Origin of the sequence: Methyloversatilis universalis EHg5, from assembly GCF_000378945.1 — a bacterium.
Taxonomy (GTDB): domain Bacteria; phylum Pseudomonadota; class Gammaproteobacteria; order Burkholderiales; family Rhodocyclaceae; genus Methyloversatilis; species Methyloversatilis universalis_A.
Genome location: NZ_KB900539.1, coordinates 4,054,756 through 4,072,876 on the forward strand (window position 1 = coordinate 4,054,756; position 18,121 = coordinate 4,072,876).

21 protein-coding genes are annotated in these 18,121 nt (G+C 68.5%); 9 read left to right on the forward strand and 12 right to left on the reverse strand.

Features of this window, described 5'->3' with window-relative positions; genetic code table 11:
* Positions 1 to 11: 11 nt before the first annotated feature.
* From rapZ to METUNV2_RS0118555, 6 genes are all read left to right on the forward strand, one after another.
* Positions 12 to 860: an RNase adapter RapZ gene (gene rapZ, locus METUNV2_RS0118530; RefSeq protein ID WP_018230972.1), complete on the forward strand. Its 849-nt coding sequence runs from the start codon at positions 12 to 14 to the stop codon at positions 858 to 860.
* Positions 857 to 1,243, forward strand: a complete 387-nt coding sequence (locus METUNV2_RS0118535) for a NusG domain II-containing protein (RefSeq protein ID WP_018230973.1) — start codon at positions 857 to 859, stop codon at positions 1,241 to 1,243. The genes rapZ and METUNV2_RS0118535 overlap by 4 nt, the downstream gene beginning before the upstream one ends.
* On the forward strand, positions 1,243 to 1,755 hold the full coding sequence (locus METUNV2_RS0118540) for a Gx transporter family protein (protein ID WP_018230974.1): 513 nt from the start codon (positions 1,243 to 1,245) through the stop codon (positions 1,753 to 1,755). The genes METUNV2_RS0118535 and METUNV2_RS0118540 overlap by 1 nt, the downstream gene beginning before the upstream one ends.
* Positions 1,752 to 2,387, forward strand: coding sequence for a flavin prenyltransferase UbiX (locus tag METUNV2_RS0118545; RefSeq protein ID WP_018230975.1), 636 nt, complete (start codon positions 1,752 to 1,754; stop codon positions 2,385 to 2,387). The genes METUNV2_RS0118540 and METUNV2_RS0118545 overlap by 4 nt, the downstream gene beginning before the upstream one ends.
* Positions 2,388 to 2,478: 91 nt before the next feature.
* Positions 2,479 to 2,820 carry an STAS domain-containing protein gene (locus METUNV2_RS0118550; protein WP_018230976.1) on the forward strand — a complete coding sequence of 114 codons (342 nt, stop codon included), beginning with the start codon at positions 2,479 to 2,481 and terminating at the stop codon, positions 2,818 to 2,820.
* 30 nt (positions 2,821 to 2,850) lie between these two features.
* Positions 2,851 to 4,620 carry a SpoIIE family protein phosphatase gene (locus METUNV2_RS0118555; protein WP_157281446.1) on the forward strand — a complete coding sequence of 590 codons (1,770 nt, stop codon included), beginning with the start codon at positions 2,851 to 2,853 and terminating at the stop codon, positions 4,618 to 4,620.
* A 39-nt stretch (positions 4,621 to 4,659) separates the two neighbouring features.
* Here METUNV2_RS0118555 and METUNV2_RS0118560 read toward each other — a convergent pair whose 3' ends face one another.
* Positions 4,660 to 5,460: a peptidylprolyl isomerase gene (locus METUNV2_RS0118560; protein ID WP_018230978.1), complete on the reverse strand. Its 801-nt coding sequence runs from the start codon at positions 5,458 to 5,460 to the stop codon at positions 4,660 to 4,662.
* 164 nt (positions 5,461 to 5,624) lie between these two features.
* On the opposite strand from METUNV2_RS0118560, the gene METUNV2_RS0118565 reads away from it, so the two are divergent.
* From METUNV2_RS0118565 to METUNV2_RS0118575, 3 genes are all read left to right on the forward strand, one after another.
* Positions 5,625 to 6,383 carry a GNAT family N-acetyltransferase gene (locus METUNV2_RS0118565; protein ID WP_018230979.1) on the forward strand — a complete coding sequence of 253 codons (759 nt, stop codon included), beginning with the start codon at positions 5,625 to 5,627 and terminating at the stop codon, positions 6,381 to 6,383.
* A 27-nt stretch (positions 6,384 to 6,410) separates the two neighbouring features.
* Positions 6,411 to 7,244 carry a lysophospholipid acyltransferase family protein gene (locus METUNV2_RS0118570; RefSeq protein ID WP_018230980.1) on the forward strand — a complete coding sequence of 278 codons (834 nt, stop codon included), beginning with the start codon at positions 6,411 to 6,413 and terminating at the stop codon, positions 7,242 to 7,244.
* Between the two features lie 123 nt (positions 7,245 to 7,367).
* Positions 7,368 to 7,874 (forward strand): macro domain-containing protein, encoded by a 507-nt coding sequence (locus tag METUNV2_RS0118575; protein WP_018230981.1) that lies wholly within the window; start codon positions 7,368 to 7,370, stop codon positions 7,872 to 7,874.
* Between the two features lie 52 nt (positions 7,875 to 7,926).
* On the opposite strand, the gene METUNV2_RS0118580 is transcribed toward METUNV2_RS0118575, so the two are convergent.
* The 11 genes from METUNV2_RS0118580 to METUNV2_RS0118630 form a co-directional block, all read right to left on the reverse strand.
* The gene (locus METUNV2_RS0118580; protein WP_018230982.1) at positions 7,927 to 8,754 is read right to left on the reverse strand and encodes a DNA ligase; all 828 of its coding nucleotides are present in this window, start codon (positions 8,752 to 8,754) and stop codon (positions 7,927 to 7,929) included.
* 178 nt (positions 8,755 to 8,932) lie between these two features.
* Complete coding sequence (locus tag METUNV2_RS0118585) at positions 8,933 to 9,151, reverse strand: hypothetical protein (RefSeq protein ID WP_018230983.1); 219 nt, start codon at positions 9,149 to 9,151, stop codon at positions 8,933 to 8,935.
* Positions 9,152 to 9,155: 4 nt separating this feature from the next.
* Positions 9,156 to 9,857: an ABC transporter ATP-binding protein gene (locus METUNV2_RS0118590; RefSeq protein WP_018230984.1), complete on the reverse strand. Its 702-nt coding sequence runs from the start codon at positions 9,855 to 9,857 to the stop codon at positions 9,156 to 9,158.
* Positions 9,850 to 10,626, reverse strand: coding sequence for an ABC transporter ATP-binding protein (locus tag METUNV2_RS0118595; RefSeq protein ID WP_018230985.1), 777 nt, complete (start codon positions 10,624 to 10,626; stop codon positions 9,850 to 9,852). Before METUNV2_RS0118595 ends, METUNV2_RS0118590 begins: the two co-directional genes overlap by 8 nt.
* Entirely contained in the window at positions 10,623 to 11,723 is a 1,101-nt protein-coding gene (locus METUNV2_RS0118600) for an ABC transporter permease subunit (protein ID WP_018230986.1), read from the reverse strand. The genes METUNV2_RS0118595 and METUNV2_RS0118600 overlap by 4 nt, the downstream gene beginning before the upstream one ends.
* Entirely contained in the window at positions 11,720 to 12,643 is a 924-nt protein-coding gene (locus METUNV2_RS0118605; protein WP_018230987.1) for a branched-chain amino acid ABC transporter permease, read from the reverse strand. Before METUNV2_RS0118605 ends, METUNV2_RS0118600 begins: the two co-directional genes overlap by 4 nt.
* Positions 12,644 to 12,755: 112 nt before the next feature.
* Positions 12,756 to 13,952 (reverse strand): branched-chain amino acid ABC transporter substrate-binding protein, encoded by a 1,197-nt coding sequence (locus tag METUNV2_RS0118610; RefSeq protein WP_018230988.1) that lies wholly within the window; start codon positions 13,950 to 13,952, stop codon positions 12,756 to 12,758.
* 145 nt (positions 13,953 to 14,097) lie between these two features.
* Positions 14,098 to 15,285: a nidogen-like domain-containing protein gene (locus tag METUNV2_RS0118615; protein ID WP_018230989.1), complete on the reverse strand. Its 1,188-nt coding sequence runs from the start codon at positions 15,283 to 15,285 to the stop codon at positions 14,098 to 14,100.
* 329 nt (positions 15,286 to 15,614) lie between these two features.
* Complete coding sequence (locus METUNV2_RS0118620) at positions 15,615 to 16,544, reverse strand: acyl-CoA desaturase (RefSeq protein ID WP_018230990.1); 930 nt, start codon at positions 16,542 to 16,544, stop codon at positions 15,615 to 15,617.
* A gap of 147 nt (positions 16,545 to 16,691) precedes the next feature.
* A complete protein-coding gene (locus METUNV2_RS0118625) occupies positions 16,692 to 17,021 on the reverse strand; it encodes a c-type cytochrome (RefSeq protein ID WP_018230991.1) in 330 nt (109 codons plus the stop codon).
* Between the two features lie 179 nt (positions 17,022 to 17,200).
* Positions 17,201 to 18,070, reverse strand: coding sequence for a DMT family transporter (locus tag METUNV2_RS0118630; protein WP_018230992.1), 870 nt, complete (start codon positions 18,068 to 18,070; stop codon positions 17,201 to 17,203).
* Between the last annotated feature and the right edge of the window lie 51 nt (positions 18,071 to 18,121).

Consider the following 18,121-nt stretch of genomic DNA (forward strand, 5'->3'; position numbering starts at 1 on the left):
GACGCGGCGCGATGCGCCTGGTACTGATCAGCGGCATGTCCGGATCCGGCAAGAGCGTGGCGCTCAATGTGCTGGAAGATGCCGGTTTCTTCTGCGTGGACAACCTGCCGGCGCCGCTGCTGCCGCAGCTGGTGGGCCATCTGCGCGACGCCGGTACCAGCCGGGTCGCGGTTGCGGTGGACGTACGTTCGGGCAAGAGCATGAGCGCGCTGCCGCCGATGATGGGCGTGCTGCGCAACGGCACCCAGCTGCAGACGCTGTTTCTTGACGCACGCGACGACGCACTGATCGCCCGCTTTTCGGAAACCCGCCGCCGCCACCCGCTGGGCGACGACGAAACTTCGCTGGCCGAGGCGATCCGCCACGAACGTGAAATGCTGGCGCCCATCGTCGCGCTCGGTCATCGCATCGACACCAGCGACCTGCCGTCAGCGGTGCTGCGCAAGTGGGTGCGCGAACTGGTGCAGATCGACGAAACGTCTGGTCTCACGCTGATGTTCGAATCCTTCGGCTTCAAGCACGGCATTCCGCTGGACGCGGACCTGGTGTTCGACGTGCGCTGCCTGCCCAATCCGTATTACGACACCAGCCTGCGCCCGCAGACCGGTTGCGACCAGCCGGTGATCGACTATCTGGAGCGCCATCCGGAAGTGCTGCGCATGCGCGACGACATCGCCCGCTTCGTACGCGACTGGCTGCCCTGCTACGTCAAGGACAGCCGCAGCTACCTGACCGTGGCCATTGGCTGCACCGGCGGCCAGCACCGTTCGGTCTACATGGCGCAGTGGCTGGCCGAACACTTCCGCAGCGCTGCCCGCGTGCTGCTGCGCCACCGCTCGCTCGCCGCCAGCGGCAAGTGAACACCGGCAGCGCGCTGCTGCGGCCCGGCGACCTGCTGGTCATCGTGGCCGGCATCGCACTGACCGCCGCCACCGCCGCCGCCCGGTGGGGGCAGACCGCTCCCACGATCGCCCAGGTCAGGCTGGACGGCCGCATCGTTGCCGAACTGCCGTTGAACGGCAGCCATCGTGTCGCGATCGCCGGCGCATTGGGCAGACAGGGCGACACCGTGATCGAAGTCCAGCCCGGGCGCGCACGGGTGGCGGCCGACCCCGGTCCGCGACAGTACTGCGTACAGCAGGGCTGGCTCAGCCGCGGCGGCAGCGTCGCGGTGTGCGCACCCAGTCACATCACGCTGCAACTGACCGGACCCGACGGTGGCGCCGATACGGTGGCCTTCTGATGGACGCCCTTGAGGTGCGCCCCGACCCGCGCGACCGCCGGCTGGCGCGCTACGCAGCAGCGGCGATTGCGGCCTCGCTGGTCGAAGCGGCCATTCCGAGCCCGCTGCCCGGCGTGAAGCCCGGGCTGGCCAACATCGTCATCCTTATCGTGCTGGTGCGGCACGGCTGGCGCGACGCCGCCTGGGTCAGCGTGCTGCGCGTGCTGGCCGGCAGCCTGCTGGCCGGCCAGTTCCTGGCACCCGGCTTCTTCCTGTCGGCCAGCGGCGCGCTGGCCAGCCTGTGCGCGCTCGGTGCGCTGCAGCCGCTGCCTGCGCGCTGGCTGGGGCCGGTCGGCCGCTCGGTGGCCGCGGCCTTCGCCCATATCGCCGGCCAGCTGCTGCTGGCCCGGCTGTGGCTGGTGCCACACGACGGGCTGTTCAATCTGGCGCCGGTGTTCTTCGCCGCCGCGCTGGTGTTCGGCATCGTCAATGGCGTGGTCGCGGCACGGCTGTTGCGGGACAATGTGGCATGAGCACCGCCCACCCTACCCCGCACACCGTGCTGGTCGCGCTGACCGGCGCCTCCGGCATCCCCTACGGCCTGCGCCTGATCGAAACGCTGGTGGCGGCCGGTTGCAACGTGTGGATCGTCTATTCGCAGGTGGCACAGATCGTCGCCCGCCAGGAGGCCGATCTGCTGCTGCCGGCCAGCCCGCAGCAGGCAGAGCGCGAACTGTCGGCGCGCTTTTCGGCGGCCACAGGCCAGATCCGGGTATTCGGCCGCGACGACTGGAACAGCCCGCCGGCCTCCGGCTCCAACCCGCCGGACGCCATGGTGGTGTGCCCGTGCTCGATGGGCACGCTGGCAGCGATCGCGCACGGCCTCGCGTCCAGCCTGATCGAGCGTGCGGCCGACGTGGTGATGAAGGAACGCCGCCCTCTCATCCTGGTGCCGCGCGAAACGCCTTTTTCCACGCTGCACCTCGAAAACATGCTCAGCCTGTCGCGCAACGGCGCGGTCATCCTGCCGCCCTCGCCCGGCTTCTACCAGCAGCCGCAGTCCATCGCCGATCTGGTGGATTTCGTGGTCGCCCGCATTCTCGACCAGCTGCGGGTGCCGCATGCGCTGCTGCCGCGCTGGGGCGAACAGCGGCTGGAAGACTGACGCCGTCACACCCCTGACATGCAAATGAAACAAGCTGCAGAGCTTGCCACGGTCCGCGCTGACGGTCTGCGGCCACTCCGGGAGCACCGACATGAAGATGGACAGCCAGCCGCTGGACGGCGGCATCACCCTGATCCGGCTGGATGGCCGACTCGACATCGAAGGCGCGGAAGCGCTGGATCAGCCCTTCACCTACGCCACCAGCACGCATCCGGCACGGATCGCGGTCGACCTGTCGGCGGTGAGTTTTCTCGCGTCGATCGGCATCCGCACGCTGCTCGGCGCGGCGCGCGGCCAGGCGGCGCGCGGTGGCAAGCTGGTCATGTTCGGTGCCCAGCCCATGATCCAGCGCGTGCTGAAAACCGCCGGCGTGGACCAGCTGCTCACGCTGTGCGACGACCTGGAAGCGGCGCGCCGGTCATTGCAGGACTGAACGCGCGCGCCGCGTCGCATGGAGTCTGTCGTGCATAGCGCGCACGCCCGGCGCAGCCTGCGGCTGATCAACGACAGCGGTGCCATTTCCGCCGCCAGCGCCTGGCTGCGCACGCTGGGCGACGCCTTCGATCTGGGCAGCGAGCTGGTGTTCCGGCTCGACCTCTGCGTGTCGGAACTGGTCGCCAACATCGTCAGCTACGCCTTCGACGACGAGGCACCGCACACGATCGCGCTGGACCTCATCCTGGAACCGCAGTCGGTCAAGCTGGTGGTGGCCGACGACGGCCGCGAATTCGATCCGCTGGCGCTGCCCGAGCCGGTCACGCCGGCCACGCTGGAAGAAGCCAGCGTGGGCGGTCTGGGCGTGCATCTGGTGCGCCAGTTCGCCGAACAGGTGAGCTATGAGCGGGCCAGCGGCCGCAATCAGCTCACGCTGGCCTGGGCCCGACCGGGTCGCAGCAGCCCGGCCGGCACACGTGCTCCGGTCAGGCGCGGCATCGACCGGCGGCGGCGCACGCCGGCGACATTCCCGCTCCGGCGTGCCGACGGCAGCACGGTGAATGCTGACGCGCGCAGCGGTGCGGAGCGACGGGCGCTGGGCTTCATTTCCCGGCTGGAGCTGTTCCGCGACGTGCCGTACGCGCTGATCGAAGGCCTGGTCGCGCACTGCGCCCAGCGTGACTATCCGGACGAATACCTGGTGCTGGCGCCGGGCATGCAGAACGATCATGTGGCACTGGTGCTGAACGGCCGGCTGCGGGTGTATCTGGAAGATCCGGCCGAAGCCGGAAGCACCGGTCACACCGTGATCGGCACCGGCGAATGCGCCGGTGAGCTGTCCATCGTCGATGGCGAACCGGCGTCCGCCTGGGTGGTGGCCGAAGCCGGCACCCGGCTGCTGCTGATCGACGCCCACAGCTTCTTTTCCGAGCTGCTGCCGCTGCCCCAGGTCGCGCGCAACCTGATGCGGCTGATGGCAGCCCGCATGCGCCAGGCCAATCACCAGGTGGTCGAGCAGGTACGCAGTTCCATGGTGCTGGAGCGGCTGCAGTCCGAACTGCGCACCGCACGCGAAATCCAGTCGGGCATGCTGCCGATGCGTTCGCCGATGTTTGCCGAACACCCGGAAATCGAGTGCGAAGCGAGCATCCAGCAGGCGCGGGAAATCGGTGGCGACTTCTTCGACGCCTTCTTCATCGACGAACACCGGCTGTTCGTCGCCATCGGCGACGTGTGCGGCAAAGGCATGCCGGCGGCACTGCTGATGATGCGCACGGTCACCACACTGCGCGCCGAAGCGGCGCGCAAGCAGGGGCAGAAGGGGCATATGGAGCGGGTGATGGAGCGCATCAACCGCAAGCTCGCGCTGAACAACGAACGCATGCTGTTCGCCAGCCTGTTCATCGGCCTGCTGGATACCCGCGACGGCCTGCTGCGTTACGCCAATGCCGGCCATCCGCGGCCGGTGCTGGTGCGGCGCAGCCAGACGCCGACGCTGCTCAAGGTGCCGCAGAACCCGATCGCCGGCATCGATCCGACCGTGGACTACAGCCTGGCCGAGGCCCGGCTGGAGCGCGGCGATCTGCTGCTGCTGTACACCGACGGCGTGACCGAAGCGCTGAACGCGCAGGGCGCACTGTTCGGCGAAACCCGCATGCTGGCCACGCTGTCCGGCGTGGGTGGTGGCGCCGCCACCGCGATCGAAACGCTGCGCGACGCGATGCGGCTGTTCTGCGGCAACCAGCCGCAGTCGGACGACGTGACGCTGCTGGCGCTGCGCTTCGTCGGCCCGGCCTGAGCTGCGCCCGGCGATCAAGTCGCCGGACGCAGGCGGTGCTTACTGCACCTTGGCCTTGGTCACCAGCGATTCGATGTGCTGCTGCACCTTGCTCTGCTGCATCGATTCGATGATGCGGTCCTTCACCTCCTCGAACTTCGGCGGTTCGGCGCGGCGGATGTCGTCCAGCTGGATCACGTGGAAGCCGTAGGCGGTCTTGACCGGCTCTTGGGTGAATGCGCCCTTCTCCAGCTTCTGCAGCGCGGCGTCGAATTCCGGCACGAAGCTGCCCGGACGCGACCAGCCCAGCTCGCCGCCGCGTTCCTTGCTGCCCGGATCGTTCGACTGCACCGCCAGTTCGGCGAAGGCGGTACCGGCCTTCAGCTTGGCGATGATGTCGCGCGCCTGTTCTTCGCTCTCGACCAGGATGTGGCGCGACAGGTACTCGTTCGGCGCGTTCTGGCCGACCACCTTTTCATACTCGGCACGGGCAGCCGCCTCGGTCACCGGGTTCTGTTCCACCCAGCGCTCGAGATAGGCATTGGCCAGCATTTCGCTGGTGGCGTAGGCGATGCGCTGCTGCACTGCCGGCAGCTTGTCGGTACCGGCCTTGCGCGCGGTCTGCAGCAGCACCTCGCGGCGCACCAGATGGTCACGCACGCGGGCACGCAGTTCGTCGTCGTCCTTCGCACCCTGGGCCACCTGCTCGCTCACCAGCAGATCAGCCAGCGCCTTCGGCACGGCCACGCCATTCACCTTGGCCAGCGGCGCAGCGGCAGCCGGCGCCTTGGTTTCGGCCAGCGCCGAGGTGGCCACAGTCATCATCAGGGCGGCAGCAAGCGCGCCGGTACGGTGGTTCATCAGAACATCCTCGTGGGTTGTGTGGGGCTCGATCGAGCGGAATGCTTATACCGCTGTTTGGGGCGGCGTGGCGAGGGTCGCTGTAACGACGCTGTCGCCGCGACGTCATATCACCTGAACACGCGCTCCCTATCGTGCGGCGGAATCCTTCCTGGAGAGACGGGATGCTGCAGATCGAACAGGCGCGCGGTCGGCGCGCAGAACGCAACCTCAGCGTGACGCTGGCGAAGTGCGAATCCGAAGTACTGGCCGCGCAGCAGCTGCGCTGGCGGGTGTTTGCCGATGAACTGGGCGCACGGCTGGACAGCCCGGTGCAGGGCGCTGACATCGACCGCTTCGACGCGCACTGCGACCACCTCATCGTGCGCGACGACGACAGTGGCCGCATCGTCGGCTGCTACCGCATCCTGCCGCCGGAGGCCGCGCGCCGTACCGGTGGCTACTACTCGGAAACCGAGTTCGATCTCGGCCGGCTCGACCACCTGCGCCCGCGCATGGTCGAGGTAGGCCGCTCCTGCATCGACGCCGACTACCGCAGCAACGCCGCGGTGATCGGGCTGCTGTGGTCCGGCCTCGCCTGCTACATGCAGGACAACGGCCACCAGTACCTGATCGGCTGCGCCAGCATCGGCCTAGCCGACGGTGGTCACAACGCGGCAGCCGTGTTCGCCAGCCTGGGCGAACACATGGCGCCGCCGGAATACCGCGTATTCCCGAAGCTGCGCCTGCCGCTGGAACGACTGGTGCCCGCCGCCAGCGCAGTCATGCCGCCGCTGGTGAAGGGCTATGTGCGCGCCGGTGCGCAGGTGTGCGGCGAGCCGGCCTGGGACCCGGACTTCAACACCGCCGACCTGCCGGTGCTGCTGGACATGACCCGCATGGACGCGCGCTACGCCCGCCACTTCATGCCGCGTGCCGCCTGACGCAGCGGAACCGGGGAGGACAGTAAGATGTCGGTCATCAGCCTGTTTGACGAACTCGATCTGCCCTTGCCTCTGCCCCATTCCGCCTCATCCGGCCGCGCCGCCGCGGCCACTCACCACAGCCAGGGTCTGCGTGCCCGCCTGCGCATGGCGTGGCGCATAGGCCGGCTCGCGCTGCATCTGGCGGACGGCTGCACCCGGGTCGGCCTGTTCTACCCGCTGGTGAGCGAGCGCACCCAGCGCAAGATGCGCGCGGGCTGGTCGCGCCAGCTGCTGGCGGTGCTCGGCGTCGAGCTGCAGGCGCGCGGCCCGCTGCCGCGGCCCGGCCAGCTGCTGGTGAGCAATCACATTTCGTGGGTGGATGTGTTCGTCATCAACGCGATTTCACCACTGTCCTTCGTGTGCAAGGACGACGTGCGCAGCTGGCCGGTGATCGGCTGGCTGGTGGCGCGCAACCAGACCGTGTTCATCCGTCGCAGCAGCCGCAGTTCGGCCGCCGAAGTGCGCGACCGCCTGGTCGGTTCGCTCAGCTGCGGGCGCAGCGTGATGGTGTTTCCGGAAGGCACCACCAGCGACGGACGCGGCGTGCTGCCCTTCCGCGCCGCGCTGTTCCAGGCGGCGATCGACGCCGGCCGCGCGGTCAAGCCGGTGCGCCTGCGCTATGTCGACCACCGCGGCGAACACGCGGACGCCGCCGCCTACATCGACGACACCACCTTCTGGCAGTCGGTATGCATGCTGGCGCGCGCACCGCGCACCGTGGCCCGGGTCGAACTGCTGCCGGCGCTGCCCTCACACGGGCGGACGCGGCAGGATCTGGCGCAGGCAACCCACGCCCAGGTCAGCGCGCGGACGGACTGAAGGCTTACTAGCGCGTACTGAGGGCGGTTTGACCCCGGTCAATGGCGCCTGCCCCCGCCGGCGTACCTTGAACTCGAAGACCGCGGCACGGTGCCGCGGCTCCGCAGACACAAGGAGAACCGAATGATCCGCGAAGTCACCGGCGACATCCTGCTGAGCAAGGCTCACGTCATCGCGCACGGCATCGCCGTGCAGGAACATTTCGATCACGGCCTCGCGCTGGCCTTGCGCGAGCGCTGGCCCTCGATGGCGCGCGACTACCGCCATGCCGTGCACGGCAAGCATCTGAACGCCGGCGAGGTGTGGTCGTGGGCCGGCGTCGACAACGACGGCAGCACGCGCAACATCGTGAACCTGCTGACCCAGAACATGGTGGGCGACGGTCCGGCCGCGAAGCCGGGCAAGGCCACGGTGGAAAACGTGCATCACGCGCTGAAAGCGCTGGCGCGGCATCTGCAGACGACCGGCGCAACCAGCGTCGCGCTGCCGCGACTGGCCACCGGCGTCGGCGGCCTGAACTGGGCAGACGTGAAGCCGCTGATCGAACAGCACCTGAAGCCGCTGGGCATTCCGGTGCTGGTGTATGAAACCTACCGCAAGGACCAGCGGGCGGAAGAGAACCTGCACTGACGCCGGGCTGCCGGCATGAAGACGACGGGCGCTGCGGCGCCCGTTGCCGTTTTCACGGCAGCAGGCGCTCGCGCACGAACACCGGAAAGCGCGGCAGGCCGCGCGGCGTGCGTTCGCGGAAGCGGTAGGTGACCACCGCACCGATCGGCGGCGGTGCTGCACGCTGGGCATCGGAGAAGCCGCTGCCCAGGTGAAAGCGGCGGCCTTCGGCGTCGACCACGGCCAGCGCACCCAGCTTTCCGCGCAGACGGCCACGGCCCGGCAGATGGGCCAGCACCGTCGCCTCGGCGTCCTCGAACGGCGTCATCTTCAGCAGGGCCTCGCTGCGTCCGGACGCCCAGTGTGCGTCGGCCCGGTGCAGCATCAGGCCCTCGCCGCCCTGCCCGACCACCTCACGGAACAGCGCTTCGAGCTGATCGCGGTCGGCCACCCGACGCTGGGGCACTGCCCGTATCCAGTCCACGCCGGCACGGCTTTCGATGGCTTTCAGGTGCTCGAGCCGCGCGCTGAAATCGCCGTCGGCACCCGGCAGTTCGAACAGCATGTAGCGCACCTGCCGCCAGTCCGCCTCGTCCGGCTGCTGCCGCCGCACCAGACCCGACAGCGCGTCGAAGCGCCCGCGGGCCAGCCACAGTTCGCCGTCGAGCGGCTGCGCCGGCAGCGGCGCGGTGAACCACGCCGGCGCGGCGATGCGCTCGCCATTGCGCAGCCGCAGCGCCTCGCCGTCCCAGCGCGCGCGTACGCCATCCAGTTTTTCGCTGACCCAGTAGGCCGCCGGATCGACATCGGCGGGCGCACGCAGCGCCAGCATCGGCGGCAGCGGGTCGGCGCCTGCGAGCGCGGACAGCAGCAGGCAGAGGCAGCACAGCAGGATGCGCATGACCGGTGCTCCACGAATGACGTCCGCGGATTATCCGGAAAATGACAATGGCAACAACGGATTCGTGCGGGCGGTTGCTGCTGTGCAAGAGCGCGCTGACGTCATCCACGCCTGCCGACGCCAGGCGGCTTCAGCGGGCCTCAACGCGCGTCGCCGGCCTCAACGCGCGTCGCCGGCCTCAGCGCGCGTCGCCAGCCTTTTCGCGCTCGCGCCGGTAGCGCTCGTACTCGAGATTCGCGGTTTCCAGGCAGCGGCTGCGCTCGGCGGCGTCAGTGATGCGGTCGCATTCCTGCTGCCGCCAGCCGGTGGCGCTGTCGTACATCTGCTGGCTGCTGCAGGCGGCAAGCAGGCCGCTCAGTACGGTGAGTGTGGCAAAGGCGGCAAGGGTGCGGATCACGGTTTCATTCTCCGAGATAGGCGGCGCGCACCGCCGGGTTGTCCAGCAGTTCGGCGGCCGGCGCAGTGAGCGTGATTTCACCGCCGTCCATCACACAGCCGCGGTCGCACAGCGACAGCGCGAGCCGCGCGTTCTGTTCGACCAGCAGCAGCGTCACCCCCTCCTGCACCACCTGGCGGATCACGTCGAACACGGTGTCGACCATGATGGGCGACAGCCCCATCGACGGCTCGTCCAGCAGCAGCAGGCGCGGCCGGCTCATCAGCGCGCGGCCGATGGCCACCATCTGCTGTTCGCCGCCGGACAGCGTGCCGGCGGTCTGGCCGGCGCGCTCCTTCAGCCGCGGCAGCAGGCCGAACACGCGTTCGATGTCGGCCTCGATCGCCGCCTTGTCGTCACGAACATAGGCGCCCATTTCAAGGTTTTCCAGCACCGACAGCCGGGCGAACACGCCGCGGCCTTCCGGCACCAGCGCGAAACCCTTGCGCACCAGCGTGTGCGGCGGCGCGTGCTCGATCGCCTCGCCCTCCAGCTTTACGCTGCCGCGCGCCGGCAGCATGCGGGCGATGGCTTTCAGCGTGCTGGTCTTGCCGGCGCCGTTGGCACCGATCAGCGCCACCTTCTCGCCGGCGGCGACGTCCAGATCGACGCCGCGCACCGCGCAGATGCCGCCGTAGTGCACCTCCAGTCCGCGCACCTCAAGCATCGGCCGCCTCCCTGCCCAGATAGGCGGCGATCACACGCGGGTCGCGGCGGACGACGTCAGGCACGTCCTCGGCGATCTTCTCGCCGTAATCGAGCACCGCAACGCGGTCGCACAGGCCCATCACCAGTTTCACGTCGTGTTCGATCAGCAGCACGGTCATGCCATCGCCGCGCAGCTTTTCGATCAGCGCGCGCAGGCCGGCGGTTTCGGTCGCATTCATGCCGGCGGCCGGTTCGTCCAGCGCCAGCAGACGTGGTTCGGTGGCCAGCGCACGGGCGATCTCCAGCCGGCGCTGGTCGCCGTAGCTCAGATGCGTGGCCTGCTGATTGGCCAGCCGGTCGATGCCGACATAGCGCAGCAGCGCATGCGCGCGCGCCTCGGTGTCGGCCTCTTCGCGGCGCGCAGCCGGCGTGCGCAGGATGGCGCCCAGCACGCCGGTGTGCAGCCGGATGTGGCGGCCCACCATCACGTTCTCCAGCGCGCTCATGGCGCCGAACAGCCGGATGTTCTGAAAGGTGCGGGCGATGCCCAGACCGGCGATGCGGTGCGGCACGCCCAGCGGCAGCGACTGGCCGTCGAAGCGCACCTCGCCCTGATCGGCGCTGTACAGGCCGGTGAGCACATTGAAGAAGCTGGTCTTGCCGGCGCCATTCGGGCCGATCAACCCGTACACCTCACCGGCGCGTATGGACAGCGACACGTCGCGCAGCGCCTGCACGCCCCCGAAGCGCTTGCTGATGCCGCGGGCTTCCAGCAGCGGCGCGCTCATGCCGCCTCTCCGTGCGCCGCCAGTTCGCGCTTGCGCAGCGCAGACGGCCACAGGCCGGCCGGGCGCCAGCGCATCACCACCACCAGCGCGATGCCGAACAGCAGCAGGCGCAGCGATTCCGGGTCGATCAGCACCTTGCCGAACAGCGACTGCTGCACCGGCACCGCACCCCAGCGCAGCGCCTCCGGCAGCAGCGCCAGCAGCACCGCGCCGAGAATGACACCCGGGATGTGGCCCATGCCGCCCAGCACCACCATGCACAGCACCATGACCGATTCCAGCAGGCCGAAGGACTCCGGGCTGACGAAGCCCTGGAAGCCGGCGAACAGGCCGCCGGCCACGCCGCCGAAGGTGGCGCCCAGACCGAAAGCCAGCAGCTTCACGTTGCGCGTATTGATGCCGCAGGCGCGGGCGGCCACCTCATCTTCGCGGATGGCGACCCAGGCGCGGCCGAGCCGCGAATCCTGCAGCCGCACGCAGACAAACACCACGAGCAGCGTGAGCGCGAGGAAGAAGTAGTACTGCAGATGCACGCCCGGCACCATGACACCGAACAGCTCCAGCGGCCGGTTCAGCGCGTGGCCGCCGATCTGGGCGGCGGCGATGTTGTTGATGCCCTGCGGCCCGTTGGTGATGTTGGCCGGCGCATTCAGGTTGTTCAGGAAGATGCGGATGATTTCGCCGAAGCCCAGCGTCACGATGGCCAGATAGTCACCGCGCAGCTTGAGCGTCGGCGCACCGAGCATGACACCGAACAGGCCGGCCACCAGCGCGCCCAGCGGCAGCACCGCCCACACCGGCCAGCCGGGTGCGACCGCGAACAGCGCCGGGAAGGCGGTCGCCAGATGCGGGCTGGACAGCAGCGCGTACAGATAGGCGCCGACCGCGTAGAAGGCGATGTAGCCGAGGTCGAGCAGGCCGGCGAAGCCGACCACGATGTTGAGCCCGAGCGCCAGCATGACGTAGAGCAGCGCGAAATCGACGATGCGCACCCAGGAATTGCCGAAGGTGGCGCCGACCGCGAAGGGCAGCACCGCCAGCGCCACGCCGATCAGCGCGATGCCCAGCCGGGCCTTCAGTTTCGGATCGGCGCTCATGCCCGCTCCGCCACCTTTTCGCCCATCAGCCCGGACGGACGGAACACCAGCACCAGGATGAGCACGAAGAAGGCGAACACGTCCTTGTAGTGGCTGCCGAGGAAGCCGCCGGTCAGGTCGCCGATATAGCCGGCGGCCAGGCTTTCGATGATGCCCAGCAGCAGTCCGCCCAGCATGGCGCCGCCGAGATTGCCGATGCCGCCCAGCACGGCCGCGGTGAAGGCCTTGAGCCCCAGCATGAAGCCCATCGCGTAGTGCGCGATCGAGTAGTTGGCGGCCACCATGACGCCGGCCACCGCCGCCAGGCCGGAGCCGAGCACGAAGGTGAAGGAAATGACGCGGTCCACATCCACGCCCATCAGCCGGGCCACCGCCGGATTTTCGGCGCTCGCCCGCATCGCGCGGCCGAGCCGGGTACGGGTGACCAGCCACACCAGCGCCGCCATCAGCAGCGCCGCGGTGAGCACGATGATGATCTGCAGGTCGGTGATGGCCGCGCCGCCGACCTTGTGCGCGGTCACGGACAGCAGGGCCGGGAAGGTGTGGTAGTTGCGGCCCCAGCCCATCATGGCCAGCTGCTGCAGCACGATGGACACGCCGATGGCGGTGATCAGCGGCGCCAGACGTGGCGCGTTGCGCAGCGGCCGGTAGGCGATGCGCTCTATCGTGAAGCCCACCGCCATGCACACCGGAATCGCGATCAGCAGGCCGGCCAGCACGACGACCGGACCGGGCAGGCCGCTCGGCACCAGCAGGCCGATGGCAGTGAGCGCGCTCAGCGCGCCGATCATGACCACTTCGCCGTGCGCGAAATTGATCAGGCCGAGGATGCCGTAGACCATCGTGTAGCCAAGGGCGACCAGCGCATAGATGCTGCCGAGCACCAGCCCGTTGATGATCTGCTGGATGAGGATGTCCACGAAGCGTCGGGTGTCCTGTGCCGTACAGTGCCGCCGCGCGGCACCCGGGGAAGGAAGCCGCACCGGCAGCTGCCGGCGCGGCCTGCGGGGCGCGGCATGGCCGCGCCGGGGATCAGTTCGGCGCCTTGCCGCCCAGGGTTTCGAGCGCGCTCCAGGCGCCGCCCTTGGCCTGGTACAGCGTGATCGCGCCGTCCCTGATGTCGCCCTTCTCGTCGAACTGGATCTGCGCGGTCAGACCCGGGTAGTTCAGCGCGGCAAGCGCCGGCAGGAATTTGGCGGTGTCGACCGAACCGGCCTGTTTCATCGCCTCGGCCACCACTCGCACCGCGTCGTAGGCATAGGGCGCGTAGAGCTGGATGTCGGCGTTGTACTTGGCCTTGTAGCGGTCACGGAAGGCGCTGCCGCCGGCCATCTGGTCCAGCGGCACGCCGGGCAGCGAACAGTAGTGGCCGTCAGCGCCCTCGCCCGCCAGCTTGTGGAACTCGACCGTGCAGGCGCCGTCGCCGAACAGCATGGGTGCGCCGATATTGAGCGTCCTGAGCTGGCGCGCCATCGGGCCGGCCTGGGTGTCCATGCCACCGTAGAACACCAGATCCGGTCTGGTCGATTTCACCTTGGTCAGGATGGCGGCGAAATCGGTTTCCTTGTCGGTCGTGTATTCACGGGTGACGATGGTGGCGCCCGCCGCCTTGGCCGCCTTGTCGAACTCGTCAGCCAGGCCCTGACCGTAGGCGGTGCGGTCGTCGATGATGGCGATCTTCTTAGCGCCCAGCTTGGTCACCGCGAAGCCGCCGAGCACGCTGCCCTGCTGCACGTCGTCGGCGAACACGCGGAAGGCGGTCTTGTAACCCTGACGGGTGTAGGTCGGGTTGGTGGCCGACGGCGACACCTGCACGATGCCGGCGTCGTGGTAGATGCGCGACGCCGGAATGGTGGTGCCGGAGTTCAGGTGACCGATCACCGCGTTGACGTGGGCGTCGGCCAGCTTCTGCGCCACCGTCGTGCCCTGGCGCGGGTCAGCCTGGTCGTCTTCGCCCAGCAGTTCGAACTTGGCCACCTTGCCGCCGATCAGCAGCTTTTCGGCATTCAGGTCGTCGATCGCCAGCCGTGCGCCATTCTCGTTGTCCTTGCCCAGATGCGCCTGCGGCCCGGTCAGCGGCGCCACATGGCCCAGCCGTATGGTGACGGTGGCCGCGGCGTCGGCGGCAGCCGGGGCGGCCGCGTCGTCCTTCTGGCCGCAGGCCGCAAGCAGGCAGGCGGACAGCGCGACCAGTGCGGTCAGCGGGCGCGACGAGGTGATCGGGGTCATCTGGAATCTCCGCGGAGGGCTGAAAAGGTTGTCAGCCCCGGATTCTGCGGGTGACCGCCCGGAGCGTCAATTTGGGCGCGGCAGAAACGACGATGCCGGACTGCGCGAACGCAGGCCGGCATCGCTGTCCTCTGCCGCCGGAAACTCAGGCGGCGCGGCGACGGCGGGCCATGGCGACCAGGCCCAGACCGGCCAGGAACATCGCGTAGGTTTCCGGCTCGGGCACCGGCACCGACACGGTGATCGGGTTCTGCGACATCGACACCTGACCGCTGCTGTCGAAAGTGAGGCCGGTGACGAAGGCGGTCGGGTTCAGCGGGTCGAGCGCGGCGCCCTGTTCGATGCCCAGGATGCGGAAGCGGGTGACCGCCTCGACGAAGTTGTAGGTCACACCGCCGGTCAGCACGTCGCCGGTGGCGACCCACTCGCTGCCATTCCACAGCCACAGGTCGTACAGGCCATCGCCGAAGGTCGGCAGCAGCACCGAGGCGATCGACGGGCCGCTGTTCACGATGTAGTCGTAGCCGATGGCGATGTCCGGATCGATGAACACGGTCCGGCCCGGCACGATGTTGAAGTTGAAGTTCCAGCCTTCGTCGCTGGCCACCGGCATCAGCGGATTGGTGGGCGAGCTGCCCGGCAGCTGACCGTTGCGGATGGCGAAGGACCACAGGCCGGCTTCGCCGCCGGCCACATTGGTGGTGTTCTGCAGGTTCAGCACGTCGCCGGTACGCGAACCGGGCAGGGTCAGGTAGTTGATGCCGTCACCGGCGTCGTAGCCGGCCTGCGCCGGAATGCCGCCGAGACCGTTCGATCCGTCGCTGGCGTCACCGGTGGTCCATTCAAGACTCTGGTAGCGGAAATCGACGTCGAAGTTGCCGGCACCGGTGTCGGCACGGTTGCGCAGCAGCAGCTGGAAGCTGTTGGTCTTGTTGGTCTGCTGGTTGTAGTAGCCGACGTTTTGCCAGGTCACCGCCAGCGTGTCGTCGTTCGGTGAATGGATCCACACATTGCCCACGCCACGGGTATCCACGTCACCCCAGTAGGGCGCAATCATCGGCTGCGAAGCGATCGGGAATGCGGCCGGCGTAAACGAGCTCAGCGCGCTTTCAAAGGTGATGTTGCCGTTGTTGTTGACGAAGAAATTGCTGTAGGTCTGACCGAAGAAGTTGATGCTGAACGGCAGCCGGATCTGATTGGTCGAGCGGTCGTCGTTGGCTTCCAGGAACTGGGTGCCATAGCCGCTGGCGCCGAAACTGAGCATGGAAGCGGCCTGCGCACCGCCGGACAGGGCGGCGATCAGGGCGGGCAGCAGAAGGGTGCGGAATTTCATCTGTAACGCTCCGGTAATGTTTGACCGAGCGACAGCAAGCGATGTGCCAAAACGTATGACTTTGGTATTACGTATTGTGAACAGCAGGATGCAGGACAGCCCGGCGGCACGCCGTTTGGGTGCTGTAAGGCTTACCGACAGTGCGCACGGTGCGGCGCTAGCACAGGGGTAAGCGCTTGTGCGCCGCCCACCCTGTTCCACCTCATGCGCAGCGTGACCGGCCGCACGGAAGCGGCTGCAACCGGAATGCCCCGTTCGCCAGGTACACGGCCATCACGGCTCACCGTCGTTGCAAAGCCTGCGGACACGCGTGCAAAGTTTTCCGACGCTCAGCCGCCCACCTTGTCGCCCGCTGGCGCGGGCGCCAGCCCGCCCTCTTCCCGCACGTCGTCCGGCAGACGGTCGCGCAGATCGCGGATGATGCCCAGCAGGGCCAGCAGTTTCAGGATGAGGAAGGTGATGTCCAGCTCGTACCAGGCGAAGCCGGCGCGGGCGCTGGCGCCGTAGCGGTGATGGTTGTTGTGCCAGCCACCGCCCATCGTGAACAGCGCCAGCAGCGGACGGTTCATCGAATCGTCGTCGGTGTCGAAGCGGCGGTAACCGCCCGGCAGGCGGCGGAAATGGCCGACCGAATTGACCATGGACACAGTCTGCACGCCGAGCGCGGTCGGCAGGAAGAAGCCCCACATCAGCGCAGCGCCGCCGCTCACGTCCGGCCCGAACACGCCAGCGCGGGCCAGCAGCCAGATGAAGAAGGCGCCGGACAGCATGAGCAGCGTGTAGTGCTTGTTTATCCAGAGGATTTCCGGGTAGCGGGCGAAATCCGGCACGCGGTCGAGGTCGGTGTCCTTGTAGCGCTCGCACCACACCCAGCCGACATGCGAGTGAAACAGGCCGTGCTGGCGCGGCGAGATCGGATCTTCCGGCGCCTCGACGTTCTGATGGTGGTGGCGATGAACCGAAGCCCACCACAGTGGCCCGTGCTGGCCGCACTGCGATGCGATCAGTGCCAGCACGAACTGCACCCGGCGCGAACAGCGGAAGGCCCGGTGCGAAAAGTAGCGGTGATAGATGCCTTCGACGCCGAACATCCGGATCGCGTAGCTCACCAGCGCCAGCAGCAGCAGCGCGGTGGTCGGCGGATAGAGCAGCGGCGTAGCCAGCGCGGCGGCAAACAGCAGCACATAGCGTACGCGGGTCTGCCGTATCGATTCGGTGACCTGCATGCCGTAGCGGGTACGTGCGGGTGCTGCATCCATGGCCGGCTCCATTGCGGGATGCGCGGCACTTTAGCAGTGCACCGTGAACGGCAACACGGTGAATAGCGGGTGGCCTTGCCCGCAATCCTGCGGTGAACGAAAAAGCCGGCCTACAGGCCGGCTTTCGTGCGCACGCGCAGAAACGGATTACTTCGCGCCGGCCAGTACCCAGGCAGCCAGGGTCTTGGCATCGGCATCCGACAGCGCGGACTGGGCCGGCATCGGCATCGGGCCACCCCAGAGGGTCTTGCCGCCAGCCGGGGTACCGGCCTTGATGAAGGCGGCGACCTTGGCTTCGGCGTCTTTCTGGCCGGCGTACTTCTTGGCGACCGCGGCGTAACCCGGGCCGATCTTGGTGTCGGCGCCCTGCGAATGACAGGCCAGGCAGCCCTTGGCGGTGGCCAGGTCCTTGCTGGCGAAAGCCGGTGCGCTCACGAGCGCGGCGGCACAGACGACAGCGGAAATCAGCGTTTTCATGGTGTTCCTCGACGATGTGGTTGAACCAGGATTCTTTTCTGGCGCGGGGCCGGGCGGGATCCGGCGCAGGCTCGGCGACGCGGCCCGCAAGTCTATGCCAGCAGCGGCCCGGTCTCCAAGAGCGCCGGCAGCGGCCGGGCGCTCATACAACGATTCCCGCGGCGCGCGCGTTGACCGCTTCAGCGCGCACGCCGCCAGCCCACGCTCAGTGCGGTACCCGCCAGAATGATCACGGTGCTTCCCAGCATGGCCAGCGTGGGCCGCTCATCGAACAGCAGGTGACCCCACAGCATGGCGAAGGGCGGAATCAGGAAGGTGACGCTGAGCGCCTGGGTGGCGCCCATGCGGCCGATCAGCCGGAAATACAGCGCATTGGCCAGCGCGGTCGACACCAGGCCCAGCATGGCCACCGCCAGCAAGGGCCGCCAGGACGGCAGCTGGTCCGGCAGCGACAGCAACGCCCAGGGCAGCAGCAGCAACGCGCCGACCAGCGAAATGCCGGTCGCCACCGCGGTCGGCGGCACATCGTGCAGCCGCCGCCTCACCCACTGCACGCACAGGCCATAGGACGCCGCCGCGACCAGCCCCAGCGCGACCGCGTCCAGCCCCACCTTCAGCGGACCGGTGTCACGCAGCGCCGCCAGCATTGCGACACCGACAAAGCCGAGCAGCAGGCCCAGCTGCTTCGAGCGCGACACCGCTTCGCGCCATACCCACACGCCCAGCAGCGCCGAAAACAGCGGCGAGGTCGCGTTCAATACCGCGGCGAAGCCGGCGCTGGAGCGCATGACGGTTTCGGCAAAAAGCACGAACGGCAGCGCGGTGCTGCCGGCACCGGTCAGCAGCAGCCAGCCGGCCACGCGCCGGCGCTCGCCCGCCGCCACCTGGCGCAGTGGCCAGCCGAACACCGCCAGCAGCGCGGCCGACGCCAGTGCAAGCCGCAGCCCCACGGTCAGCGGCAGGCCCAGTTCGGGAATGGCGACGCGGTACAACGCGAAGGACGCGCCCCAGATCAGCGCCAGCAGCAGGAATTCAAGACGGGTGCGCACAGCGGGGGCGAAGCGGGATCGATGCGGGCTGCCATTGTCGCTGGCCCACGC

Excerpts from the sequence above, each read along its gene's own strand:
- rapZ (WP_018230972.1), top strand. The coding sequence starts at position 12 with ATGCGCCTGGTACTGATCAGCGGCATGTCCGGATCCGGCAAGAGCGTG.
- METUNV2_RS0118610 (WP_018230988.1), bottom strand. The coding sequence starts at position 13,952 with ATGACCCCGATCACCTCGTCGCGCCCGCTGACCGCACTGGTCGCGCTG.
- METUNV2_RS0118625 (WP_018230991.1), bottom strand. The coding sequence starts at position 17,021 with ATGAAAACGCTGATTTCCGCTGTCGTCTGTGCCGCCGCGCTCGTGAGC.
- METUNV2_RS0118580 (WP_018230982.1), bottom strand. The coding sequence starts at position 8,754 with ATGCGCATCCTGCTGTGCTGCCTCTGCCTGCTGCTGTCCGCGCTCGCA.
- METUNV2_RS0118620 (WP_018230990.1), bottom strand. The coding sequence starts at position 16,544 with ATGGATGCAGCACCCGCACGTACCCGCTACGGCATGCAGGTCACCGAA.
- METUNV2_RS0118560 (WP_018230978.1), bottom strand. The coding sequence starts at position 5,460 with ATGAACCACCGTACCGGCGCGCTTGCTGCCGCCCTGATGATGACTGTG.
- METUNV2_RS0118565 (WP_018230979.1), top strand. The coding sequence starts at position 5,625 with ATGCTGCAGATCGAACAGGCGCGCGGTCGGCGCGCAGAACGCAACCTC.
- METUNV2_RS0118575 (WP_018230981.1), top strand. The coding sequence starts at position 7,368 with ATGATCCGCGAAGTCACCGGCGACATCCTGCTGAGCAAGGCTCACGTC.
- METUNV2_RS0118540 (WP_018230974.1), top strand. The coding sequence starts at position 1,243 with ATGGACGCCCTTGAGGTGCGCCCCGACCCGCGCGACCGCCGGCTGGCG.
- METUNV2_RS0118590 (WP_018230984.1), bottom strand. The coding sequence starts at position 9,857 with ATGCTTGAGGTGCGCGGACTGGAGGTGCACTACGGCGGCATCTGCGCG.
- METUNV2_RS0118570 (WP_018230980.1), top strand. The coding sequence starts at position 6,411 with ATGTCGGTCATCAGCCTGTTTGACGAACTCGATCTGCCCTTGCCTCTG.
- METUNV2_RS0118545 (WP_018230975.1), top strand. The coding sequence starts at position 1,752 with ATGAGCACCGCCCACCCTACCCCGCACACCGTGCTGGTCGCGCTGACC.
- METUNV2_RS0118595 (WP_018230985.1), bottom strand. The coding sequence starts at position 10,626 with ATGAGCGCGCCGCTGCTGGAAGCCCGCGGCATCAGCAAGCGCTTCGGG.
- METUNV2_RS0118600 (WP_018230986.1), bottom strand. The coding sequence starts at position 11,723 with ATGAGCGCCGATCCGAAACTGAAGGCCCGGCTGGGCATCGCGCTGATC.
- METUNV2_RS0118550 (WP_018230976.1), top strand. The coding sequence starts at position 2,479 with ATGAAGATGGACAGCCAGCCGCTGGACGGCGGCATCACCCTGATCCGG.
- METUNV2_RS0118615 (WP_018230989.1), bottom strand. The coding sequence starts at position 15,285 with ATGAAATTCCGCACCCTTCTGCTGCCCGCCCTGATCGCCGCCCTGTCC.